Consider the following 25,167-nt stretch of genomic DNA (forward strand, 5'->3'; position numbering starts at 1 on the left):
CCCCAATAAAATCCCCTCCCCCCATTAGGCCCAGCCATATTTGACCTATCAGGCTTATCAGCCCTATTAGCCTTATTAGGCTTATTAGCCCTATTCGACTTATCCTCCCTATTAGGCTTATTTGACTTATTAGGCTTATTAGCCCTATCCCTCCCCCGCCATCCCTACAATAACCCCGGTCGCCTTTTTTACAATATCACTCTCTAAAATCGGACACATTTTATCGCGATTTTCACCTATTTTGTCCCCTATATGGATACAAAATGTCCATTTTCGGACATTTTATATATAATTTCCTCCAAAACCTTGCCATAATACAAAAATTTTATCTACATTTGCCATAATTTATGAAAATTACCTTAAATTTCCTTTAATAACGGAACTTCATCGTAGTCTAATTTTTTATTACTCTCAATCTTATCACCAGCATCATGAAAAAGAATCCCAAGACCCCTTCATTGAGCATCAATACCCTCAGTGACAGGAAATTGGCTTGTGCGGCGCTTGCTCTTTGCCTCATGGGCGGAACAGCACTGACAGCTCAGGCTTCCGGCAATAGGGGGGGTCAAACTTCTGACACTCAGCAGGTTGCAACCACCAGCCGTATCACAGGTACAGTACTTGACGAAAACGGCGACCCTATGATTGGCGTATCTGTCATCGAGGAAGGCACAAAAACAGGCGTTGCAACTGACCTCGACGGTAATTTTTCTCTCAACGTACGCCCCGGAGCAGTCCTCCATTTCTCCTACATCGGCTACAAGTCACAGAGCATTAAGGTCGGAAAGACCAACTCAATCGAAGTGACAATGCAACCCGACGACAACGTACTTGACGACGTCGTGGTTGTTGGTTTCGGTACAGTAAAGAAACGTGACCTCACAGGCGCGATTTCTTCAGTAAAATCAGACGTCATTACCCTCACCCCTGCCTCCAACCCCATGGCAGCCCTTCAGGGCCGAGTGTCTGGTCTTGACATCACCCAGACCTCCGGTCAGCCCGGTGAAGGTCTCAACATTCAGCTCCGTGGCAATCGATCCATCAGTGCTTCAGGCACTCCGCTCTTCATAATTGACGGTATGCCCGGAGATTATGCTACTATTAACCCAAATGACATTGAGAGCATCGAGGTTCTTAAGGACGCTTCATCAACCGCTGTGTATGGTTCTGAAGGCTCCAACGGTGTCATCATCATCACAACCAAAAAGGGACAGGAAGGCAAGATGCGCGTCAACTTTGAGGCCTACATGGGTGTCAACGGTTGGTCGACAACTCCCAAGATGAACTCTCCTGAAGAAAACATCCGCACTCGTGAGCTTGCACAGAAATATTCAGGAAGCGTGCAGGATGATTCAGTTCTTGAGGCATATAAAGCAGCTCTCGCTGCCGGTCAAACCATTGATTGGGTAGATGAATTACTCGGTACAGGCATTACCCAGAATTATTCACTCTCAATGTCGGGTGGCACAGAGAAGACACAGGCATATTTCTCACTCAACTACAACGATGAGAACGGCCAGTACAAGAACGACAGCTACAAGGTCTACTCGACTTCTATCCGTCTGAATACCAAGCTCAACAACTGGCTTTCCGGCGGTGTTCATGTTCAAGCGTCATATTCAAACCGCAACACTACTACCTGCCGTCTTGACCGTGGTCTGATGGCTGATCCATTCGGAACACTTTATGACGAGAACGGCAACCTCAATCCACTCCCCTTGGTAGCCAATTCCAATCTTGTGAACTTGTTGCTCAACCGTGACCAGGATGCATATCGCAACAATCCGACAAATCTCCGTCTTTATGTGCAGCCCTACATCAAGATTAGCCCTATCAAGGGTCTTACTCTTGAATCCCGAATGAGCGGTAATTTCAATTACTCGACAAGACCCAAATACATCGGTTACAATTCATACGAATATTTTGTAAATGCCGGTACCGGAGCTGAGAATCCTGATTTCTATGATCCCTCACTCACAAACGCGGAAATCAAGAACTCGCGCACTTGGGGTTACACCTGGGAAAACATCCTTACCTACAATTTCAAACTTGCTGACATCCACGAGTTCACTATTACCGGTGTAACTTCATGGAGTTCAAGCCAGACCGACGATTCCTCCCTCTATAATTCAGGCATTCCATCCAATACGATGTACTGGACCAATATGGGAACTGCAACAGGAACGCCTACAATTTCATCTGCTTACTCAATGCACAAGCGCATGGGTTATGTCGGCCGTATCAATTACAACCTCATGGGCAAATACCTCTTCTCGGCATCTATTCGCCGTGACGGTGACTCACGTTTCGCTGCAGATGGCCATTGGTACACCTTCCCCGCCGCATCTGTCGGTTGGCGTATCTCTGACGAAGAATTCATGGAATCAACCCGCACATGGATGAACAATCTTAAGCTCCGTGTCGGTTACGGTGAAACCGGTGGTGCCGGCATCAACCCCTACGATTCATGGTCCATCCTGACAACCGGCAAACTTGGCCTTGGTGACCAGGTGGTTGAAATTTCAAAATTCCCCCAGATCCTCTCCAATGCCGCTCTCACATGGGAACGTTCAAAGAGCTGGAACTTCGGTCTTGATTTCGGTGTGCTCAACAACAGAATTGATGTTGCCGCTGAATACTACATAACCAACACAAGTGCCGTTATTTGGAAGCAGGAAGTACCTATTATCAATGGTGGTTTCGACTCAAAAACTCCGTTTGTGATTAACCGTAATATCGCTTCGACCAGAAACCAGGGCTTCGAACTTACAGTTAACACCCACAATATCGACACCAGAGATTTCACATGGACAAGTACCCTTACCTTCTCTACTAACAAGGAAAAGGTTACTTCTCTCGGCGCAGGTGCTGCGGACTACATCGACAATGGTGACTACTGCCTCCATGTAGGTGACCCCGTCAACTCATACCGCAGCTACGATTTCGGTGGCATTTGGCAACTCGGCGAAGAAGCTGATGCCGCAGCCTTCGGCCTCCGTCCCGGCGACCTCCGCATCAAAGTGCCCGGAATGCGCAAAATCAGCGACGGCGTATGGGAAAAGACCTATAGCGACGGTTCAACCAAGGAATTTACTGCAAACGATCCCTATACCTATAATGCTGATGACCGCGTGATCATCGGTCACAATAGTCCTGACTGGACTCTCGGTTTCCAGAACACATTCTCCTACAAATGGTTTGACCTCAGCATCTATATGTACTGGCGCAACGGTCAGAAGTTCAAATATGACCCAATGGGTTGGTACAAGGATGGCGGTGGCAGCTTCCCCGAGCACTTCAACTACTGGACACCTGAAAATCCGTCCAACGACTTCCCCGCCCTTGATTCGTCACGCGACTGGCAGAAACTCCCCGGCCACGAAGCACGCTACTGGGTTGACGGTTCATTCTTCAAAATCAAGAATATCACTCTTGGCTACACATTGCCCGCTCTCGCTTGCTCAAAGATCGGTATCAGCCATTTCCGTCTCTACGGCACAATAACCAATCCTCTCGTTCATGCCAACAGCAAGTTCCTCAAGGGCTATGACCCCGAAATGAACGGTTCATTCAACTTCCCCCTCACCCGTCAACTCGTATTTGGCTTGAACGTATCATTCTAATCTTTTATCACGCAAACATCATGAAAAAATATATCAAATCATTTGCATTACCGATGATCGCAATGGCAGGTCTCTTCACCTCCTGCGAACTCACCGAGTACAACCCCTCGGCCGGTGATGCATCCTTGAGCAGCTATCAGACCTGGAAAGGTCTGCAAGCATTCTCCTATAATGCATTGAGCGAACAATTATACTCATCATACAGCTGGCTTGTCGTAGCCGAAACCGGAACCGACCTCTGGGTATCCGCAGGAAATGCTGACGCATGGCAACAGATGCTGAACTACGAAAGTTTCACACCTGACTATGCTTGTACCAAGGAGCTTTTCAAGCAGGCCAACTCAATGATTACAAACTGCAATACCGTAATCGACCAGGCATCCTCCGTTTCCGGTGGTAATGCCGATGATATTGCAATACTTGTCGCCGAGACCAAAACACTCCGCGCTTTCTACAATTACCTTCTTGTGGCAAATTTCGGTCCTGTGACTCTCAATCTCGAACCGAGCGCAGCTCTTACAGGCAACATCGCACTTTATCCTAAGCGCAATTCTGAAAAAGATTTCTACGATCAGATCGAAAAAGACCTGAAAGAAGCAATCCCCGTTCTTCCTGTCACTCCTTTTGAGAATAACCGCGCACGCGTCACAAAGAAATCAGCCATCGGCCTCCTCGCCCGTGCCTACGCTCAGCGTGCAGGCCTCGGCAACAAGTACGGTGACGCAGACAAATATTGGAAACTCGCAGCTGAAACAGCCGAAGACCTCATTGCAAATGCCGGTACTTATGGAGCATACCTCTACAATGACATAGCAGACATGTGGGCAGATGCCAACAACCGTGACAACAAAGAAGCCCTCTTCGTTGCACCCGGTTCAGATGCCTTCAAGGAAGCTTACGCTTATGCCCCGCATAACAACCTCCTTCTCGGTTACACAACCGGTGGTTTCTACAGCGAATTCTTTGTCAACGGCCACAAACCGAGCGACAAAGGCTACTTCTACGGCCGTCAGAATTCTCAGCTCTGGCAACCGTCGAGATACCTGATGTATTGCTTCAATCCTAAATGGGACCGTCGTTGGGAATATTCATTCGGTTATGCATGGAACGAATACTCTATGGAACAACCCGGTTGGGTTCCCCGCAGTAGCTCTCTCGTGACCATCACCGAAGAACTTTGCACCAAGTACGGTATTGACAAATCACATGTAGGCGAAACTCTTTACCCTTACGCAGACTGTGGTGCAACCGCTACCACAAATGGAGGCGGCAACCAATACGCTGCTTCAATCTGGCCGAAGGGTTACACCGGCAATGAGACAAGCAAACTTCTCAAGGTTGCGCCCTCGGCTGCTGTCATGAATCAGGAAGGCTATGCAGGAACAACCAAAGCCTATGCCATACCTTATCCTATCGCTCTTGACGACAATCGTTTCAACACTGTTTATGTCCACGAGCCCCTGTCGGCAGAGGACAAGGCAAAGTGTCCCTATGTCGTAGTTGTTCTTGATGATCTTTACGGTTCGAACCAACTTCCCTACGGTAACACAGCCAAGGGTTCTGATGCAGGTAATCCCCCGGCAATCGGCAATGGTGAGACTAACGCCAAGTCAGGTCCTGCACTCATCAAATTTAACTGGTCTTACGACGGATGCTTTGTAGGCAATAACCTCCAGCGCAAAACCGGCGACGTATTCATCATGCGTATGGCCGAAGCCTACCTCATCGCCGCCGAAGCTGAGCAAATGCTTGGAAATAACACCAAGGCTATGGACTACCTCAACACCCTCCGCCAACGTGCCGCTCGTCAGAATGTCAATGAAAGCGAATGGAAGTTGACATCCGTTGACGAAGATGTGATCTTCGACGAATATGCACGCGAACTCTGCGGCGAATTCTCTCGTTGGTTACTCCTCAAGCGTCACAATGCTTTTGAGTCACGCCTCGGCAAATACAATGTCCGTGCAGCTCAGGCGTTCAAACCTTATATGTACAACCGTCCTGTATCAGCTGACTTCCTCTCAACAATCCTCAATGCCAATGAATACGGTGACAACGGCTATGGCCAGACACCGACTTCAGGTCTTGAAAACGTTGATACAGATGTCACGGAATAAAATAGCACCTTAATATTTACATGACGTAATAATGAGCATCGTCCGTCACTGCGTGAGCAGCGGCGGACGATTTTTACGATATGATTAGGACTTTTATTATAGCAAACGAACATAACAGATAACGATACTAATAACAGCCTGCCGGGGGTGATTTTCGACGGATAGTGCAGGATTAAGGATTTTTTTCTGCAATTTATTTGCCGAAGACAAAGTTTATTCACTAATTTTGCAACAAAAATAAACCCATTAGGCCTGACACCCTATGCAGTCCGTCATGACAACCGTTGACAGCGTGGTCATTATTCCTACCTACAACGAGAAGGAAAATGTAGCCGCCATCATCGAGGCAGTATTCTCACTGCCCCGAGAATTCGACGTTCTGATTATCGACGACAATTCGCCCGACGGAACGGCCGACATTGTAAAGGATTTACAGAAAAAATTCACCGGCCGCCTCCATCTGCTCCAGCGCAAAGGCAAACTCGGCCTCGGAACGGCCTACATCGCCGGATTCAAATGGGCACTCCAACACGGCTACAGCTTCGTGTTTGAAATGGATGCCGACTTCTCCCACAACCCCAACGACCTTCTTAAGCTCTACGATGCCTGCGCCAACCAGGGTGCTGACGTCGCCGTCGGCTCTCGCTATGTCACCGGGGTCAACGTGGTCAACTGGCCGATGGGAAGGGTGCTGATGTCGTTCTACGCCTCGCACTATGTCCGCATCGTCACCGGAATGCCCATCAACGACTCCACCGCCGGCTTCGTCTGCTACCGCCGCGAAGTCCTTGAGACACTTCCGCTGGACGACATACGCTTCAAAGGCTATGCCTTCCAGATCGAGATGAAATTCCTTGCCTACAAATACGGATTCAAGATTGTCGAAGTGCCCATCATCTTCGTTAACCGCGTCCTCGGCACCTCAAAAATGAGTTCCGGAATCTTCAGCGAAGGATTCTTCGGAGTCCTCCGCCTCAAATGGTCAAGCCTCTTCAACAAATACGAGCGCAAATAACCCCTCTATACTCTATACTTTATCCTTAATACTTTGCAACGATGCTCACCCTCCTTCACAACGCCGAAATCGTCAACGAAGGCCGACGCTTCAAAGGCAGCATAGTCATCGACGGGCAGTTCATCAGCCGTATCTTCGATGAAAGCACGCCGGAGGCCGGAGATGTGTCCGGACTCGAAGCCGCCCTCACGAGTGCCGACAGAGTCATCGACTGCGAAGGCGCCCTACTGATGCCCGGTGTCATCGACACACATGTCCATTTCCGCGACCCCGGTCTCACCGAAAAAGGCGACATCGAGACCGAAAGCCGCGCAGCCGTGGCCGGAGGTGTGACATCCTATATCGACATGCCCAACACACGCCCCGCGACTGTCACCCGCGAGGCCGTCGACAACAAGATTAAACGCGCGTCGGAAGTCTCCGCTGCCAACTTCGGCTTCTTCATCGGCGCGACCAATGATAACCTCCCCGAACTCCTCGACACCGACTACACCCGCGTGGCCGGTATCAAACTCTTCCTCGGCTCATCGACCGGCAACATGCTCGTCGACGACCCCGACACCCTCGCGACCCTCTTCAGCAAGGCTCCGGCCCTCATCGCCGTCCATGCGGAGGACGAGGCAATCATCCGCGCATCGCGCGAAAAGCTCCTCGAAGAGTGCGGAGGCAGCATCCCGGTGGAGCGCCACCCCGACGTGCGTCCCCGCAGCGCCTGTGTCGAGGCCACCCGCCGTGCCATCGACCTTGCCCGTCGCAGTGGAGCCCATCTCCACATCTGCCACATCTCCACCGCCGACGAGCTTCAGCTCATCAAAGAAGCCAAGGCCGAAGGAGTGAAAGTAACCGCAGAGACCTGCCCGCAGTACCTCCTCTTTGACCGCAACGACTTCGACCGCCTCGGAGCGCGCATCAAGTGCAACCCCGCCATCAAGGATAGCTCCGACCGCATAGCCCTCCTGCGCGAACTCCTCCCCGGAGGCGTCATCGACACCATAGCCACCGACCATGCGCCCCATCTGCTCTCGCAGAAAGAGGGCGACGCGCTGACCGCCGCATCCGGAATGCCGATGGTCCAGTTCTCGCTCCGCGCCATGCTCGAACTCCTCGACACCGAATCCGAACTGCAGACGGCCGGCCCGGAACGCATCGCCGAACTGATGGCCCACAACCCTGCCCGTCTGCTCGGCCTCGACCGCCGCGGATTCATCCGCGAAGGCTACTATGCCGACCTCGTCCTCCTCGAACCCTCCTCCCAGACCGCCATCCCCTCCAAGGTGACCGACGCAGAAGTTGCCGGACGCTGCGGATGGACCCCCCTCGCAGGCATGAGCCTCACCCCCAAGGTGAGGACAACCTTCGTCAACGGCACGGAGGCATACGACCGTGGCACATTCGCCACACCCCACGGCAGTCCGCTCCGATTCACATCCGGAACGTCTTCCGACGGAAAAGAATAAAAAAAGTAGTGGATTTTTCAACCATGAACAACATATAAAATCTTTAACCTTCACACATTATGTTAGACAAGACCAATGTCAAGACCCTCGACAAAGTTGTTGTCCGCTTCTCGGGTGACTCCGGCGACGGTATGCAGCTTGCAGGCAACATTTTCACAAATGTTTCCGCAGGGTTAGGAAACAAAGTGTCAACCTTCCCCGACTATCCGGCAGAAGTGCGCGCCCCCCAGGGTTCGCTCAGCGGCGTGTCAGGTTTCCAGGTGAGCGTCGGTGTCGACGTCCACACCCCCGGCGACCTCTGCGACGTGCTCATCGCCATGAACCCCGCCGCCCTCAAGCAGAACATCAAGTTCCTCAAGCCCGGTGGAGTTGTGATCGTCGACATTGACTCATTCAAGGAAGCCGATCTCAAGAAAGCCCTCTTCGAGACCCTCGATCCCTTCAAGGAACTCGACATCAAGGCCCAGGTGGTGGAAGTCCCCGTGACCGCCATGACCAAGGACGCCCTCGCCGACTCCGGACTCGACAACAAGAGCATCCTCAAGTGCCGCAACATCTTCGCCCTCGGCCTCGTATGCTGGCTCTTCGACCGTCCCCTCGAAGGCGCACTCCGTATGCTCAAAGGCAAATTCGCAAAGAAACCCGCCATCTATGAAGCCAACGCCAAGGTCATCGAGGCCGGCTACAACTATGGCAACAACATACATGCCACCGTCTCGACCTACCGCATCGAGACCGAGGAAGCCGTCCCCGGTGTCTACACCGACATCAACGGCAACACCGCCACCGCATGGGGCTTCATCGCCGCATCGGAGAAGAGCGGCCGTCCCCTCTTCCTCGGCAGCTACCCCATCACCCCCGCAACCGACATCCTTCAGGAACTTGCCAAGCGCAAGGACCTCGGCGTGAAAGCCGTCCAGATGGAAGATGAGATTGCAGGTGTCTGCTCCGCAATCGGCGCATCCTTCGCCGGTCACCTCGCCGTCACCTCCACCTCAGGCCCCGGCCTCGCGCTCAAGAGCGAAGGCATCGGCCTCGCCGTCATCGCCGAGCTTCCCCTCGTGGTTGTCGACGTTCAGCGCGGCGGTCCCTCAACAGGTCTTCCCACCAAGACCGAGCAGACCGACCTCATGCAGGCCCTCTATGGCCGCAACGGTGAATCGCCCCTCGCTGTAGTCGCCGCTTCAACCCCGACCGACTGCTTCACAATGGCATTCGAAGCCGCCCGCATCGCCATGGAACACATGACACCCGTCATCCTCCTCACCGACGCCTTCATCGGCAACGGATCGAGCGCATGGCGCATTCCCGAGGCTTCCGAACTCCCCGAAATCCATCCTCCGCTGCTCGCCCCCAACCAGGTCGATGCCGCATGGCAGCCCTACACCCGCAAGGACGAGGACATGGTGCGCTACTGGGCTATCCCCGGCACCGAAGGCGCCATGCACCGCGTAGGCGGTCTTGAAAAAGACTTCAACACAGGCGCAATCTCCACCGACCCCATCAACCACGAAAAGATGGTCAAGGCACGCCGCGAGAAAATCGCCCGCATCGCCAACGACATTCCCGCCCTCGAAGTGCTCGACCCGAAGGGTGCCGACACAATCCTCGTAGGCTGGGGTGGAACTTACGGACACCTCCGCACCGCCGCCGGCGAACTCTGCGCCGAAGGCAAGCCCGTGGCATTCGCCCACTTCAACTACATCAACCCGCTTCCCGCCAACACTGAAGAAGTGCTCCGTGGCTACAAGCAGGTAATCGTGGCCGAGCTCAACACCGGCATGTTCGCCGACTATCTCCAGGCCAAATTCCCCGAACTCAACATCAAGCGCATCAACAAGATCCAGGGCCAGCCCTTCCTTGTCAGCGAAGTTGTGAATGGTGTAACCAAAATCATGGAGGAAAAATAATATCATGGAACAGACTCAGTTTACCCCCGCCAACTATAAGAGCAATCAATCAGTGCGCTGGTGTCCCGGTTGCGGTGACCACGCCATCCTCAACTCACTCCACAAGGCAATGGCCATCGTCGGCGTGCCTCCCCACAAGACCGCAGTCATCTCCGGCATCGGTTGCTCCTCCCGTCTCCCCTACTATATGAACACCTACGGCTTCCACACCATCCACGGACGTGCGGCAGCCATCGCCACAGGCTTCAAGGTAGCCCGTCCCGACATGACCGTATGGCAGATTTCAGGTGACGGCGACGGCCTCGCCATCGGCGGCAACCACTTCATCCACGCAGTGCGCCGCAATGTCGACATAAACATGCTCCTCTTCAACAACAAAATCTACGGTCTGACAAAGGGTCAGTACTCCCCCACCAGCGACCGTGGTTTCGTTTCGAAGTCGTCACCCTACGGAACAACCGAGGATCCCTTCATCCCCGCAGAGCTCGTATTCGGTGCGCGCGGCAACTTCTTTGCCCGCAGCATCGACGTTGAGCTCCAGATTTCTCAGGAAGTCCTCGTGGCCGCCGCCCGCCACAAAGGTGCGTCAGTCGTGGAAATCCTCCAGAACTGCGTCATCTTCAACCACGGCATCCACAACTTCATCACCGACAAGGAACACCGTGCAGAGCGCACCATCCACCTCGTCCACGGCGAGAAGATGCTCTTCGGCAAGGACAAGGAAATGGGCCTCGTGCGCGACGGCTTCCTCCTCAAGGCAGTGAAAGTCGGCGAGAACGGCTACACCATCGACGACGTGCTCGTCCATGACGCCCACACCCCCTCCAACTTCCTCCACCAGCAGCTCGCCATGATGGACGGCCATGACCTCCCCCTCGCACTCGGTGTCATCCGCGATGTCGATTCCATCGCCTACGACCAGGCAGTCGAAGAGCAGGTTGCAGAAGTCCGCGCCCGCAAAAACTTCTCATCCCTCCGCGACATGGTCCTCGCCGGCGAAACCTGGACAGTGGAATAAGAATCTCATTGACAAGAACATTTTCCGACTGCAAATTTCACACCAACGAAATTCCAGCATCGGGAAAGCCGGAATAAGCTAAAGCCATAAATGCTGATGAAACAACATCGGCATTTATGGCTTTAGCCGTATATATCTCCCCCGTTTTCTAACATCATATTACCTAATACCAACCGGGAAGCTGCGGAGCTATGTTTTGATGCCATCCTGCCGGCATAGCAGCCCTTTGGCATCATCCTGCCGGAGAGTAGCCGGTAAACTGCGAAGTCCAAATGATGATTCCATCACCAGCTTAAATAAAAATAACAAACGGGTAGTTATATAGCAGCTACGTTTTGGCACTATACTGATGGATGGCAGCCAATAAGCTGCTCCGCAGCTTACTAATTGCTACCCGACATGAGATATCATAAGCTTGTTAGTTGCCATCCGGAATGAGAATTATTTCCTATTTTATTGGGCATACGCGCTACAGCGCGTCCCTACAATTAGTGTTTTTGAAATGCGGTTTATGTTTTTTGTATGCAGTTTATGTCTCTTGGGATGCAGTTTATGTCTTTTGAGATACATTTTATGTTTTTGTTGTGATTTAGATTCAGATTGTATTATGATTTTATAGATTAATCGCAATGTTTCACCATCTTTCTAAGGTGGCGCCCGCCACGTTAACATATATTTTATATTTAGGGTATTAAATGGGGTTGTTTTAGCTATTTTTCACATAATCGTGCTTTATTCAACTATTTTTTAGAATAGTATGGGATTTTTTAAATAAAAATTATTTCACATTAGAAAAAATAGCAGTACTTTTGGGGGCTGATTGGGACAGGTGGCTTCGACGGCCACGGTGCAAATCAATTCAAACAACGAAACAAATCAAATATAACCTTAATAATTTACTATTAAATAGTAAGCAACAATCATGACTAAATCTACTGTAAAACCCGCCGACGGTAAGCTTGGCGTACTCGTAGTAGGACTTGGAGCAGTAACCTCCACCTTCATGACCGGTGTCCTCATGGCCCGCAAAGGTCTTGCAAAGCCTGTTGGCTCAATGACTCAATATGACAAAATCCGCGTAGGCAAAGGCGCAGACAAAAAATACCTCCACTACAAGGACATCGTGCCTATGGCCGACCTGAACGACATCGTGTTCGGCGCATGGGACGTTTATCCCGCAAACGCTTATCAGAGCGCAATGTATGCTGAAGTTCTTCAGGAGAAGGACATCGAGCCCGTGAAGGACGAACTCGAAAAGATCGTCCCCATGAAGGCCGCTTTCGACAAGAACTATGCAAAGCGTCTTGACGGCGACAACGTGATGGGCGAAAAGACCCGTTGGGAAATGGCCGAGCAGCTCCGCGAAGACATCCGCAACTTCAAGAAAGAAAACGGTGTTGACCGCGTCGTTGTCCTCTGGGCCGCTTCTACCGAAGTTTATGTTCCCGTTGACGAGAAGGTTCACGGCACTCTCGAGGCTCTCGAGGCTGCAATGAAGGCTGACGACAAGGAACACATCGCTCCTTCGATGTGCTATGCTTACGCTGCCCTCAAGGAAGGTGCTCCCTTCATCATGGGTGCCCCCAACACCACTGTCGACATCCCCGCAATGTGGGAACTCAGCGAGCAGACCGGTATGCCCATCGCAGGTAAGGACTTCAAGACCGGCCAGACTCTCGTGAAGTCAGGCTTCGCCCCCATCATCGGCACCCGTTGCCTCGGCCTCAACGGCTGGTTCTCAACCAACATCCTCGGTAACCGCGACGGCCTCGTGCTCGACGAACCCGCTAACTTCCGCACCAAGGAGGTTTCCAAGCTCTCTACCCTCGAGTCAATCCTCGTTCCCGAGGATCAGCCCGATCTCTACAACGCCAACTGCGGCGGTGCAGAAGAGGGTGGCCACCAGGGCTACTACCACAAGGTGCGCATCAACTACTATCCCCCGCGCAACGACAGCAAGGAAGGCTGGGACAACATCGATATCTTCGGTTGGATGGGCTATCCCATGCAGATCAAGATCAACTTCCTCTGCCGCGACTCAATCCTCGCAGCTCCCCTCTGTCTCGACCTCGTGCTTCTGAGCGACCTCGCTGCCCGCGCCGGCCGTCATGGCATCCAGCGCTTCCTCAGCTTCTTCCTTAAGAGCCCGATGCACGACTACACCAAGGGTGAAGTTCCCGTTAACCACCTCTTCCAGCAGTACACTATGCTGAAGAATGCCATCCGCGAGATGGGCGGTTACGAGGCTGACGAAGAAATTGACTAATTGTATTGAATACATACACATTCATCACATTGGCAATATTATAGCCCAAACCGTAAGGAAAGAAAAATGAAATGAAAAAAGTGCGGCCTGTCGCGACGACAGTCCGCACCTTTTGTTTTGCCGCCTCAGGAGTGGTGTTATGCCCCATACTCCTCAGCCGCATCGAAGCAGGGGCAGGCTTTGGCGGCGAATTCGTAGTGGGAGTGGACGGTGGCAGATGGGAAGCGCCTGCGGAGGTCTGAAATCAGTTCTCGAAGAGCGGTTTTCTGCCGGGGTGTGCGCGTGTCGGCCGGAGTGCCGTCTGCTGCCAGACCTCCGGCATAGACCACACCGATGCTCTCCGCATTCTGCCCCAGACAATGCGCCCCGATTTCCGCCTCCGGACGTCCCGCGGACACCTCCCCTTTCAGATTCACAAGATAGTGATAGCCGATACACCTGAAGCCCCTCGCCCTATGCCAACCGTCGATTTCCGCCACTGTCACTTCCCGTCCCGCCTTTGTCGCTGTGCAATGCACAATGATTTTTGTGATTTTTCTCATGATATTTTAATGTTTAAGGGTTTTACACCACAAAAATACGCACCTTTCCGACCAGAAAGGTGCGATAATGCAAAAGGGCTATAAAATATCTGCAAGCGGAAAGACGCCCAAAGGCGAAATCCCCTATCTTATCACTTCGATGCCGACCTGCTCGATGCCACGGAGGGTGTCGACGCGCATTATATGGCGCATGGCCACGGGGCGCGTCACATCAATCACCCCTTCGGGCTTGACGGTCACCTCCTGCTGATACGATGCGCCGAATCCGCTCCCGAGCCAACGGCCGTAGACATCGGCCAGACGGATGTTGAGCGTGTCGCGCACGGTGCGCCGGTTGTCTGTGTGATATGTCAGCTCAAGCCAGAGATTGGAGTAGCGGTAGGAATTTCCGTGACGCAAGGCAACCTTTATGGCACCGTTGACAAGCGAATCATTGTCGGTAAGCGATGTGTCGACCGGAAGGAGCGAGACTGTATCGGTGAAGATCCAACCCTCCTGCGGAAGATTGGCCCAACTGCTGTAGTCACGCTCACCGCCACACGACACGAAGCCTACGGCTGCCGCCACGGCCACACATATATTATATAGAAGCGCGCGCATCATTCCTTGTTGTCACGGAAAGCTTTCGGTATGCGGTTGGGTCGCGGCTGCTGCGGTTCGCCGTTCTGCTGACGGGGCTGCTGCGACTGCTGATTATCACCTCCGGCTCCCTGCTCCCGTTTCTGCCCACCGCCATCCTGCGGCTTCTTGGGCTTCTTGGGACGGGGCTTGCGCTCGGCCTGCTCGCCGTTCTTGGGCAGCTCACCCTTGGAGTCATCAGCTTTCGGCTGCTGACCCTTCGGTTGCTCATTCTTCCGGGGCTGTTCACCCTTCTGACCCTGCTTTGGCGACGGAGCTGCCTGACCATCCTGCTGGGGCGCATTGCCTGCAGCCGGTTTCTTCTTGCGCTTCTTCTTTTTGGCCTTGTCAAAACGGGTGAGGTCGTCCTGCGACGCAAGGTCGATGGGCTTGGGTTTCACACCCGGTTTCGGCTCACCCTCGCGCACGAGTTCAGCCGGTTTCTCGCCACGGCGGTTCATCTCAATCACTTCAAAGGCACGTTCAGCATCGATCGTGACAAGATTGGCAGGAATCTGCTTGTCGGTCGAATAGGTTATCTGCTTCTTGAAGATGTCGGTCTTGAAGTGATAGTATGTATTGTCGAGCGTTTCAAGACGGATTTCGCGTCCGGGCATCTGCTTGGAGCTTTCAACGTAGGTGTCAACCTCGAAATTCAGACAGCATTTGAGCTTCGCACATTGCCCCGCAAGCTTCTGCGGATTGAGCGATATGTCCTGATAGCGTGCAGCGCTCGTGCCGACCGACACGAAGTTGGTCATCCAGCTCGCGCAACACAGCGGACGGCCGCAGGAACCGATGCCTCCGATGCGGCCCGCCTCCTGACGCGCACCAATCTGCTTCATCTCGATGCGCACCTTGAAGGTCTCGGCAAGCACCTTGATGAGCTGACGGAAATCCACGCGCTCGTCGGCGATATAGTAGAAAATAGCCTTGTTTCCATCGCCCTGATACTCGACATCGCCAATCTTCATGTTGAGATGCAGCGACTCGGCAATCTTGCGCGCACGAATCATCGTGTCGTTCTCGCGGGCCTTTGCCTCCTCATACTTGTCGATGTCGGCAGGCTTGGCCTTGCGGAACACACGGCGTATCTCAGCGTCGGGCTTCACATTTGCGCGTCGCATCTGGAGCGCGACGAGCTTTCCGGTGAGTGTCACGGTGCCTATATCGTGGCCCGGGGATGCCTCTACGGCCACGACATCGCCCGGAGCGAGGTCAAGGTTGATTGAATTACGGTAGAACCCCTTGCGGGTGTTCTTGAACTGCACTTCGACAATATCGAAGTCAGTCATGCCGCCGGGAATATCCTCCAGCCAATTGCAGCAGTGGAGCTTCCCGCGCGGACAACGTCGGTCTTTTTCTTCCATTTCCGGCCCTCCCTCTTACTTGGCGAAGCTGACGGAGCGGGTCTCGCGGATAACGGTGATTTTGACCTGTCCGGGATAAGTCATTTCGTCCTGGATACGGCGGGCGATTTCGCTCGACAGCTTCTCGGTCTCGACGTCGTCAATCTTGTCGGCACCGACAATGACGCGGAGCTCGCGGCCTGCCTGGATGGCGTAGGTCTTGATGACACCGGGATATGAAAGGGCGAGCTGTTCAAGGTCGTTGAGACGCTTGATATATGCCTCGACGATTTCGCGGCGTGCGCCGGGACGTGCGCCCGAGATGGCATCGCAGACCTGCACGATGGGAGCGAGGAGCGATGTCTGCTCGATCTCGTCGTGGTGGGCGCCGATGGCGTTGCAGATTTCGGGTTTCTCCTTGTACTTTTCGGCAAGTTTCATACCGAGGAGTGCGTGGGGGAGTTCGGGCTCCTCGTCGGGCACCTTGCCTATGTCGTGGAGCAGACCTGCACGGCGAGCCTTCTTGGGATTGAGGCCGAGTTCGGCAGCCATGATGGCACAGAGGTTGGCCGTCTCGCGCGAGTGCTGGAGAAGGTTCTGACCGTAGCTCGAACGATATTTCATCTTGCCGACCATGCGGATAAGGTCGGGGTGGAGACCGTGGATACCGAGGTCAATGGCTGTACGCTTGCCGGTCTCAACGATTTCCTCCTCAATCTGCTTGCGCACTTTTGCAACGACCTCTTCGATACGTGCGGGATGGATGCGGCCGTCGGCCACAAGCTGATGGAGGGCAAGGCGGGCAATCTCGCGGCGCACGGGGTCGAAACCGGAGAGGACGATGGCCTCGGGGGTGTCGTCGACAATGATTTCGATGCCGGTCGCGGCTTCGAGGGCACGGATGTTGCGGCCTTCGCGACCGATGATGCGGCCCTTGATTTCATCGCTGTCGATGTGGAAGACTGTCACGGAGTTCTCGATGGCGGTCTCTGTGGCGAGGCGCTGGATCGACTGGACCACGATGCGCTTGGCCTCCTTGTTGGCCGTCATCTTGGCTTCGTCCATAATGTCGTTGATATAGGCGCTTGCAGCAGTCTTGGCCTCGTCCTTGAGCGAGTCGATGAGCTTCTCCTTAGCTTCCTCGCTTGAAAGGCCTGAGATGTGTTCGAGAGTGTCCTGGGCGGTGCGGCGCAGGCGGTCAAGTTCCTCCTTGCGCTGCTCGACCACGACCATCTGGGCCTCAAGGTTCTGGCGGGTCTGCTCGTTCTCGTTGCGGGCACGGGCATTCTCGCTCTGCTGCTGGTTGAGCTGAGTCTGGCGCTGTTTGAGCTTCGACTCCTCGCTCTGTATGCGCGAAAGGCGCTGGTTGGCCTGCTTCTCGGCCTCGGTCTTGATTCTGAGCTCCTGCTCGCGGGCTTCGAGCAGCTTGTCTTTCATGATTACTTCGGCCTCACGGTTGGCATCGTCGATGATAGTCTTGGCTCGCGAACGGGCTGTGGCGCGCTGCACCCCAACGAGTATCGCAATTCCGATGGCCGCTCCGATGAGCGCCGCACAGATGTAGAATAATATATCCATAAGGTTAGGAATACGGAATTATATGTGATAAATATATATAATAAAAATGCACGGTTCATCTCTCCGTCCGGCCTCCGACAGCCTCCCCGACGGGCGGGAATGCCATCATCGCCGGCTCAAAGATCTGAGCGTGCGTGAATTCGTTTTTTCTCCGGCTGTCAATGGCCGCCGGAACGCTTGGCGTGTGTCAGACTTCCGACAGGCTGTTGCGGCTCTCTTGCCGTGGCCTGCCATCCGGCATTAGGTCGAAGAGCACCTTGTCGAGGCTCCTCTCCAGTCCTTCGAGGGTCCTGTCGACCCTGAGCGACGTCTCCATGGCCGTGAAATACATCTGGGCAAACCTGAAGGTCACCATAGCGAGTATCTCGGCCGAGGACTTGTCTTTGAAATCATCCATCGCTGACCATTTGCGCCACAGCTCGTTGATATTGGCCTCGGCGCGCCTGACTATCTCTTCCTGACTTGCAGGAATGCGCAGCGGCATTCGGGGCTGATCGGCGATACGGATTGATATATTAAGAATCTTTTCAGTCATCAAAGGCTTAACTGGTTGATGCACTTGTCGATTTCGCGCACTAATTCAGAGAGCACGGCGCGGGTGGATTCCACGTCGCGGTGGTCGGGCGTAAGCACCGATGCTACCTTCAGATATTCTATCTGCCGGTCCCGCTCCTCTATCTCGCGTCGCTGACGGTCCACGACGGCATCGAGCTGTTCGATGCGGTCGCGCGCCTCGGCGAGCTGAAGGCGGAGATGCTCATAGCGCTCAACCATCAAGGCGGCTTTCGCCTGGATTTTCTCGATTCGTTCCTGTAGGTTGGCAGCCATGCTTCTCTAAATTTTCACACAAAAGTAATAATTTATTCCTTAATCCATCTTTATATAGTCAGCAAATTTCATTTGACGAAACACTATTTAACAAAAAATCCACCCCTCCGACTCTCTCCTGTCCGCGACTCAGATATTGGCCTCACTTTTTTTGAAAAATTTTCCACGTCGTCACATCAGCCCTCAACATCTTATATATCAACATAATATTCACCCAAAACGACATTTCTCGCCCCTCCCCGACAAAATTTTTTCAAAAAAATATTCAAAAACATTTGGTCAATCAAAAAAACGTCCCTAACTTTGCAGTGCTCAAAGCGAGAAAGGGCGCTTAGCTCAGCTGGTTCAGAGCGTCTGCCTTACAAGCAGAGGGTCGGGGGTTCGAATCCCTCAGCGCCCACAGATTAGAAATCGAATCCGACACACTTGTCGCGGTTCGATTTTCTTTTATCTACAAATCCTAAAATAGTTAAAAAATTCATACACAAAAATACAATAATTAACATCAATTCACACTGCAAACCAAGTGTGAAAACACGTTTTAATATTTTAGGGTATTTTCACACTAATAGCTAAACAATTACACCACAAATATTTACCCTCAGAAACCAAAAACAATTTTTCCCGATTCACATTTTTTGGCTTGACACGATTTTTTCAAATAGTTCAAAATGACTACCTTTGAAGAGTAAGAACGAAAAATGTAAATTTTCGTTAAAACTGAAATTATGGAACAGACTCTAATCATATTCAAGCCATCAGCCATCGAGCGCGCTCTTGTCGGCAAGATTCTCTCCCGCTTCGAGCAGAAGGGCCTCACAATTACCGGCATGAAGATGATGAAACTCTCCGAAGAGCTTCTGCGCCAGCACTACGCCCACCTCGTGGACCGCGATTTCTTCCCCCTCATCCTCGCGTCAATGACCGCTTCGCCGGTCATCGTCATGGTCCTCAAAGGTGTCGACGCAATCTCCGTTGTCCGCACAATGACCGGTGCGACAAACGGCCGTCAGGCAGCCGCCGGAACAATCCGTGGCGATTTCGCGGTTTCCAATCAGGAAAACATCATCCACGCATCCTCATCCCCCGAAGATGCCGAGGCCGAAATCAAGAGATTCTTCTCGCCCGACGAGATTTTTGACCGAACTCCCATCCTGACTCCCTTCATCTATTGCGAGCAGGACTACCCCAAACCTTAACTCTACCCCTCTCCCCTTGACCTTAAACCAATTCATTATCGCTCCTCTTGCCGGAAAAAAACATAAAGTAGACAATGAAATTTATTAAACTTAATACCCTCCTCACAGCCCTCCTCATCTCAGCCGCCGCTGTAACAGCACAGGCACAGCTCAAGCTCCCTGCCTCACATACCAGCCAACACAACTCTCTCATCGCCAACCAGAAGCCATCGGTCAATCCTTTCAAGATTGAAAACAACGACCTTCTCCTCAACCAGATTAAAGAGCGCGAAGCCGCCATCAACAACGAAATCTATTCATCATTCTGGACAAGCGACCGTGTGAACCCCTACGGAACTGCTGTTACAATTCCTGACCATAAAGACATAGACGTATCCGAATATACTACCCCTACTCCCGGACACATCACATCAAACTACGGTTACCGCTCACGTTTCGGTCGTATGCACTACGGCATTGACCTCAAACTCCAGGTCGGCGACACCGTCCGCGCTGCATTCTCAGGCAAAGTCCGCCTTACGAAATATGAGGGACGCGGTTACGGCTATTACGTTGTCATCCGCCACGACAATGGCCTTGAAACCGTCTATGGCCACCTCAGCCGCTTCCTCGTCAAGCCCGACCAGTTCGTGAAAGCAGGCGAACCCATCGCCCTCGGTGGCAACACAGGCCGAAGCACCGGCGCACACCTCCACTTCGAGACACGCTACCTCGGCATCCCCATCAACCCCGCAGCAATCATTGACTTCGAAAACGGCGTACCCCACAAGGACCTCTTCGCCTTCGACAAGCGCACCTACGGCAAATCACAGAAATACACCCCCGCCAAGCGCAAAAAGACCTACGCTTCACGCAAACGCAAAGCAACCCGCCGCACAGCAAGGAAGTAACCCCCACAATCCCTCCCAATTACTTCCATCTCCTCCCCATTCTCTCCCATCCCCTCCCCCATCAGCTAAATCCTATTTGGCTTATTTGGCTTATTTGGCCTATTAGCCCTATTTGACTTATTAGCCCTATTAGCCCTATTAGGCTTATCAGCCCTATTAAAAATAACCCCCGGAAGAAACCATCTGTTCCTTCCGGGGTTTTTATTTCCTTGTTCAATCTCCTAAAGCTTCTCCTTCTCAAGCCCGCGCCGCGTCTCATCAGTCACAGGCACAAGCGGAAGCCTCAACACCTCCTTATATCTCGGGAAAAGTATATGCAACATACACTTGATTCCCGCAGGATTTCCATCCTTGAACAGAAGCGAATAGAGAGCCGAGAACTGCTGATGCAATTTCGCCGCACTCTCCGGAGTCTCATCCTCCATGCTATGGTGAATCATATCCACAAACTGAGCCGGATAAGCATTGCCAAGCACCGAAATCACACCGTCACCGCCGATGCGAATCATGCTGTGGGCAAGCGAATCATCGCCTGAAATCACGAGGAAACCCTCCGGACGACGCGTAATCACCTCCTGCGCCTGCTGCATGTTGCCGCTTGCCTCCTTGATACCGATAATCTTGCCCGGAAACTCCTTGGCCAGACGGATGATGGTATCAGTGTTCATGTTCACACCGGTGCGCCCGGGAATATTATAGAGTATGATGGGAATAGGCGAAGCCTTGGCAATCTCGACGAAATGGCGATACATACCCTCCTGCGTCGGTTTATTGTAGTAGGGAACCACCGAAAGGATAGCGTCGAACTCGTTGAGACGTTCTGTTTCCTGCAGCTCCTTCACGACATTGCGTGTCGAATTTCCTCCGATACCGATCACCACCGGACAGCGGTGGCCAACATAATCAAGGATATGAAGAGCCAGGTCATGTTTTTCATCAGAGCCGAGAGTCGGGGTCTCGGCAGTTGTTCCGAGCGCGACGATATAGTCAGCCTTGCCATCTATCAGATAGTCAAGGTGCATATCGAGCGTATGATAGTCGATGTCTCCGTTCTCCAGGAAAGGGGTCGTAAGCGCTACCCCCATCCCTCGTAAATGCTCAGTTGACATAAAAAATTGAAATCTATATTATTAATAGCGTCAGTGTATATATACTTTAAACAGATAAAATAGCCCTTAATGTTCAACCTGCTAATGAAATGACAGCTAATTTTCACTTCACCTTACAACATCAAACCGAAATTGCCTATTTTCTTGCAAAATTACAAATTATTCTCCTAACCTGCAACCCCGCCCCCCTCTATTAGCCCTATTAGCCTTATCCCCCTTCCAATCCTTAAACTTTGTTAATTCCAAGTACCTTGTATTGCATAGTACCTTACAATCCCCTACCTTTGCATCGTCGACAACATCAAAACTCCTCATCAAAACCCCGAAAATCATGAACATTGACAATCTCAAATCACAGATGCGCAAAGGGATGCTCGAATTCTGCGTGCTTCTCCTCCTGAAGCGTGGCGACGCCTACGCCTCGGAAATGATCGCACGCCTGAAGGACGCTCACCTCATCGTGATGGAAGGAACCCTCTACCCCCTCCTCACCCGCCTCAAAAACGACGGACTTCTCGCCTACCGCTGGGAAGAATCCATGCAAGGTCCACCGCGCAAATACTACTCCATCACCCCTCTCGGCCTCGAATTCCTCGGGCAGCTCCAAAGCTCCTGGGACGACATCTCCCGCTCCGTGACCCTTCTTCTCTCCGATTCAACTATTTCCTCAAACACCTCAAACCCCTCTGAAGAATGAAAAAGACTTTTCCCGTCAACATAAACGGCAACATATTCTATATCGATGAAGATGCCTACAAACTCCTCCTCGACTACCTCTCGCAGCTTCGTGCAACTTTCACAGGCGAGGAAGGTGAAGAAATCGTCAACGACATCGAATCGCGCATCTCCGAGCATTTCGACGAGCGCATCCGCCTCGGAGCCAACGTCATAGTCCTTGAAGATGTCAACCGCGTCATCGAGACAATGGGACGCCCCGAAGAGCTGTCCGACGAAACTGAAACCGCCTCAGAATCAAGCGAAGGCTCTGAAAACGCCGGACAGGCAGTTCCTCCCTTCAACGGGACAGCCACCCCTCCCCCGCCTATCCACAAGAAACTTTACCGCGACGTGCGCCACGGAGTCTTCGGCGGAGTCATCGCAGGGCTCGCCCAGTATCTCGGATGGGATGTCACCATCATGCGCATCCTCGCCGTCATCCTCACCCTCTGCACCTATTTCTGGCCATGCATCATCATCTACCTTGTCGCATGGATGGTCATCCCCGTCGCCCGCACCCCGCGCGAGATTCTTGAAATGCAGGGGCAGCCTGTCACCCTCGACAACATCGGCCAGACCGTCATCAACAACTCCGTCCCCCCGGCAGCCCCTATCCCCAACGAAAACTCTTCGACTGTCTCCGCCAACATAAATACCTTCTTCTCTGTAGCCGCAAAACTCATCATAGGCTTCTTCGGAGTGGTCTTCGGCCTTGGGGCCCTCGCAATAATCTGCGTGCTCCTCGCAGCCGTCGCCGGTATAACCCTCTTTGCAATCGCAGGCAATCCCGTGATTATCGAAGGTCTCTCATGGGCCGACTCCAATGCACCCATCCTCGAGAGCTGGGGCTACATCTGCGTCCTCATCGCCGTCTTGATTCCCTGCGTGGCCGTCGCACGCTATGCCTGCATACCCATCTTCAAGGCCAAAGCCCCCTCGACCTCCATCGTCATCACCACAGTCATCTTTGAAGTCATCTTCATCGTTGCCGCTGTAGTCCTCCTCGCCATCGCCGAACACTCCGGCAACTCCTACACCGATTCCTGGGCTTGCATCAACACCATCGTCACCGACTCGGCACCCATCACCGGCCTCATCTCTCATTCTCCCTTCCTCTCCATCCACGACACACTCCTCGCAGCCGTCCCCACAGCCGCCCTCATAGCACCCTCAATAGCCGCCTGACCCCAAACCTCTCTCCTCTCTCCACTCTCCACTCTCCACTCTCCCCAAACCTCCTCTCCGCTAAAAATCGCGTCAAAACTTGCCTTTCTCAAAAACTTTTCCTATATTCGCCACCGACAACAAACCAACACGGCGAAGCCCATGAAACTGATAGATCAATTCCTCGACTATCTGCGCCTTGAGTTAAACTACTCGCAGTTGACAGTCAGCGCCTACCGCGCCGACCTCAACGCTTGGGCCGACTTCGCCACCGGCAACCGCCCGGAAACACTCTCCCCGATGGACGTCACCACCTCCGATCTGCGCCTCTGGATCGGCACCCTCGCCGCCGAAGGCATATCGGTCCGCTCCATCCGCCGCAAGGCATCATCGCTCCGCGCATTCTTCCGTTTCCTCATGAAGCGCCACGGCCTTCCCGCCAATCCCGCAACAGGACTCACCCTTGCAAAACTCCCCAAAGACCTCCCCGTCTATGTCCGCCCCGAGGACTCGGCCCGCATCATCGACGAGGCCCGCGAGGAAGATGCCGAAGCCCCCGACGACTTCACCCTCATCCGCGACCACCTCATTGTCAACCTCCTCTACTCGACAGGTATGCGCTGCTCCGAACTCACCGGACTTCTCGATGTCAATACTGACACACGCAAGGGTGAACTAAAAGTGGTCGGAAAACGTAATAAAGAAAGAATAATACCTATCGGTCCCGAACTCTCCGAGACCATCGACACCTACCGTCGCCTGCGCGACGCCTCTCCATCAACCTCCATCTCCCCTCTCGACCGCGAGTCACCCCTTCTGGTCACCCGCACAGGTCAGCCCCTCTACCGTCGATTGGTCTATCGTGTGGTCAACCGCACCCTCACCGAAGGCAATGTTCACGCCTCGCGCCTCAGTCCACATGTGCTGCGCCATTCATTTGCCACAGACATGCTCAACGCCGGCGCACCCATCAGCTCGGTCCAGCAACTGCTTGGCCATGCATCTCTCGCCTCGACGCAGATCTACACTCACGTCACTTACAGTGAACTTAAAAATAATTACCAACTCGCACACCCGCGTGCACTAAAAAAAGGAGGAAAATATGGAAATTAACATCAATGCCATCCACTTTGACATCAGCGAGAAACTCACTTCCTTTATCAACAAGAAAATAGAAAAACTTACCCGTCGTTATCCCAATGTAATGAGTGCCGAAGTGTCGCTCCGTGTGGTAAAGCCTGAGACAGCCCTCAACAAAGAGGTAATCGTCAGCCTCACCGTTCCCCAGGAACCCGACCAGGTAGCCACCAAGACCGCCGACACCTTCGAAGAAGCAATCGACCTCAGCATGGAAGCCCTCGACAAACAACTCGAAAAAATCAAAAACAAAAAATAACCCCACCCAACAACCCCAACCCAAACAGACATAAATCTGACAAATAACTCTCACAAATAACACCCCCCAACAAATATAAATCAGAAATAACCCCAACAAAAATCTAAAAATAATTGCAACATAAATCTAAAATAACTGCAATATAAATCTAAAATAACAGCAACAAGGCGCACCCCCAAAGGTGCGCCTTTTCCGCATACCTATTAGACCTATTATCCCTATTTGGCTTATTTGGCTTATTTGGCCTATTGGCCCTATTAGGCCTATTTGACTTATTAGCCCTATTTGACTTATTAATCCTATCCGCCCTATTAGCCCTATTTGACTTATTAGCCCTATTTGACTTATTAATCCTATCCGCCCTATTAGCC

Annotated in this window: 20 protein-coding genes and 1 tRNA gene; 14 read left to right on the forward strand and 7 right to left on the reverse strand. The window is 52.7% G+C overall.

Annotated elements, in window-relative coordinates:
* The first annotated feature begins 431 nt into the window (after nt 1-431).
* From QZ310_RS12455 to QZ310_RS12485, 7 genes are all read left to right on the forward strand, one after another.
* The gene (locus QZ310_RS12455) at nt 432-3,623 is read left to right on the forward strand and encodes a TonB-dependent receptor (protein ID WP_297073335.1); all 3,192 of its coding nucleotides are present in this window, start codon (nt 432-434) and stop codon (nt 3,621-3,623) included.
* Nucleotides 3,624-3,643: 20 nt separating this feature from the next.
* Nucleotides 3,644-5,740: a RagB/SusD family nutrient uptake outer membrane protein gene (locus QZ310_RS12460; protein ID WP_297073337.1), complete on the forward strand. Its 2,097-nt coding sequence runs from the start codon at nt 3,644-3,646 to the stop codon at nt 5,738-5,740.
* A gap of 274 nt (nt 5,741-6,014) precedes the next feature.
* Nucleotides 6,015-6,755: a polyprenol monophosphomannose synthase gene (locus tag QZ310_RS12465; protein WP_297073339.1), complete on the forward strand. Its 741-nt coding sequence runs from the start codon at nt 6,015-6,017 to the stop codon at nt 6,753-6,755.
* A gap of 41 nt (nt 6,756-6,796) precedes the next feature.
* Nucleotides 6,797-8,212 (forward strand): dihydroorotase, encoded by a 1,416-nt coding sequence (locus QZ310_RS12470; RefSeq protein ID WP_297073342.1) that lies wholly within the window; start codon nt 6,797-6,799, stop codon nt 8,210-8,212.
* 59 nt (nt 8,213-8,271) lie between these two features.
* Nucleotides 8,272-10,122 carry a 2-oxoacid:acceptor oxidoreductase subunit alpha gene (locus QZ310_RS12475; protein WP_297073344.1) on the forward strand — a complete coding sequence of 617 codons (1,851 nt, stop codon included), beginning with the start codon at nt 8,272-8,274 and terminating at the stop codon, nt 10,120-10,122.
* Between the two features lie 4 nt (nt 10,123-10,126).
* Nucleotides 10,127-11,140: a 2-oxoacid:ferredoxin oxidoreductase subunit beta gene (locus QZ310_RS12480; protein WP_297073346.1), complete on the forward strand. Its 1,014-nt coding sequence runs from the start codon at nt 10,127-10,129 to the stop codon at nt 11,138-11,140.
* A gap of 922 nt (nt 11,141-12,062) precedes the next feature.
* Entirely contained in the window at nt 12,063-13,406 is a 1,344-nt protein-coding gene (locus tag QZ310_RS12485) for an inositol-3-phosphate synthase (RefSeq protein ID WP_297073348.1), read from the forward strand.
* A gap of 137 nt (nt 13,407-13,543) precedes the next feature.
* Here the strand turns inward: QZ310_RS12485 and QZ310_RS12490 are convergent, their stop codons facing one another.
* The 6 genes from QZ310_RS12490 to QZ310_RS12515 all read right to left on the reverse strand — a co-directional run bounded on the left by QZ310_RS12490 (nt 13,544) and on the right by QZ310_RS12515 (nt 18,321).
* The gene (locus QZ310_RS12490; RefSeq protein ID WP_297073350.1) at nt 13,544-13,948 is read right to left on the reverse strand and encodes an N-acetylmuramoyl-L-alanine amidase; all 405 of its coding nucleotides are present in this window, start codon (nt 13,946-13,948) and stop codon (nt 13,544-13,546) included.
* 123 nt (nt 13,949-14,071) lie between these two features.
* Complete coding sequence (locus QZ310_RS12495) at nt 14,072-14,551, reverse strand: gliding motility lipoprotein GldH (protein ID WP_297073352.1); 480 nt, start codon at nt 14,549-14,551, stop codon at nt 14,072-14,074.
* Nucleotides 14,548-15,936, reverse strand: coding sequence for a regulatory iron-sulfur-containing complex subunit RicT (gene ricT, locus QZ310_RS12500; protein ID WP_297073354.1), 1,389 nt, complete (start codon nt 15,934-15,936; stop codon nt 14,548-14,550). Before ricT ends, QZ310_RS12495 begins: the two co-directional genes overlap by 4 nt.
* Nucleotides 15,937-15,951: 15 nt before the next feature.
* The gene (gene rny / locus QZ310_RS12505) at nt 15,952-17,493 is read right to left on the reverse strand and encodes a ribonuclease Y (RefSeq protein WP_297073357.1); all 1,542 of its coding nucleotides are present in this window, start codon (nt 17,491-17,493) and stop codon (nt 15,952-15,954) included.
* A gap of 187 nt (nt 17,494-17,680) precedes the next feature.
* Nucleotides 17,681-18,028, reverse strand: a complete 348-nt coding sequence (locus QZ310_RS12510) for a cell division protein ZapA (RefSeq protein WP_297073359.1) — start codon at nt 18,026-18,028, stop codon at nt 17,681-17,683.
* A complete protein-coding gene (locus tag QZ310_RS12515; RefSeq protein ID WP_297073362.1) occupies nt 18,028-18,321 on the reverse strand; it encodes a hypothetical protein in 294 nt (97 codons plus the stop codon). Before QZ310_RS12515 ends, QZ310_RS12510 begins: the two co-directional genes overlap by 1 nt.
* A gap of 325 nt (nt 18,322-18,646) precedes the next feature.
* Here QZ310_RS12515 and QZ310_RS12520 point away from each other — a divergent pair.
* From QZ310_RS12520 to QZ310_RS12530, 3 genes are all read left to right on the forward strand, one after another.
* Nucleotides 18,647-18,721 (forward strand) — tRNA-Val (locus QZ310_RS12520).
* A 325-nt stretch (nt 18,722-19,046) separates the two neighbouring features.
* The gene (gene ndk / locus QZ310_RS12525; protein ID WP_297073379.1) at nt 19,047-19,520 is read left to right on the forward strand and encodes a nucleoside-diphosphate kinase; all 474 of its coding nucleotides are present in this window, start codon (nt 19,047-19,049) and stop codon (nt 19,518-19,520) included.
* Between the two features lie 74 nt (nt 19,521-19,594).
* Nucleotides 19,595-20,410: a M23 family metallopeptidase gene (locus QZ310_RS12530; protein WP_297073364.1), complete on the forward strand. Its 816-nt coding sequence runs from the start codon at nt 19,595-19,597 to the stop codon at nt 20,408-20,410.
* 221 nt (nt 20,411-20,631) lie between these two features.
* Here QZ310_RS12530 and dapA read toward each other — a convergent pair whose 3' ends face one another.
* Nucleotides 20,632-21,495, reverse strand: coding sequence for a 4-hydroxy-tetrahydrodipicolinate synthase (dapA, locus tag QZ310_RS12535; RefSeq protein WP_297073366.1), 864 nt, complete (start codon nt 21,493-21,495; stop codon nt 20,632-20,634).
* Between the two features lie 355 nt (nt 21,496-21,850).
* On the opposite strand from dapA, the gene QZ310_RS12540 reads away from it, so the two are divergent.
* The 4 genes from QZ310_RS12540 (at nt 21,851) to raiA (ending at nt 24,796) form a co-directional block, all read left to right on the forward strand.
* Nucleotides 21,851-22,216, forward strand: coding sequence for a PadR family transcriptional regulator (locus tag QZ310_RS12540; RefSeq protein ID WP_297073369.1), 366 nt, complete (start codon nt 21,851-21,853; stop codon nt 22,214-22,216).
* A complete protein-coding gene (locus tag QZ310_RS12545; RefSeq protein ID WP_297073371.1) occupies nt 22,213-23,421 on the forward strand; it encodes a PspC domain-containing protein in 1,209 nt (402 codons plus the stop codon). Before QZ310_RS12540 ends, QZ310_RS12545 begins: the two co-directional genes overlap by 4 nt.
* Before the next feature lie 141 nt (nt 23,422-23,562).
* Nucleotides 23,563-24,513, forward strand: coding sequence for a tyrosine-type recombinase/integrase (locus QZ310_RS12550; RefSeq protein WP_297073373.1), 951 nt, complete (start codon nt 23,563-23,565; stop codon nt 24,511-24,513).
* The gene (gene raiA, locus QZ310_RS12555; protein ID WP_297073377.1) at nt 24,503-24,796 is read left to right on the forward strand and encodes a ribosome-associated translation inhibitor RaiA; all 294 of its coding nucleotides are present in this window, start codon (nt 24,503-24,505) and stop codon (nt 24,794-24,796) included. Before QZ310_RS12550 ends, raiA begins: the two co-directional genes overlap by 11 nt.
* Nucleotides 24,797-25,167 lie beyond the last annotated feature (371 nt).

The sequence above is a fragment of the uncultured Duncaniella sp. genome (assembly GCF_910577345.1).
Taxonomy (GTDB): Bacteria; Bacteroidota; Bacteroidia; order Bacteroidales; family Muribaculaceae; genus Duncaniella.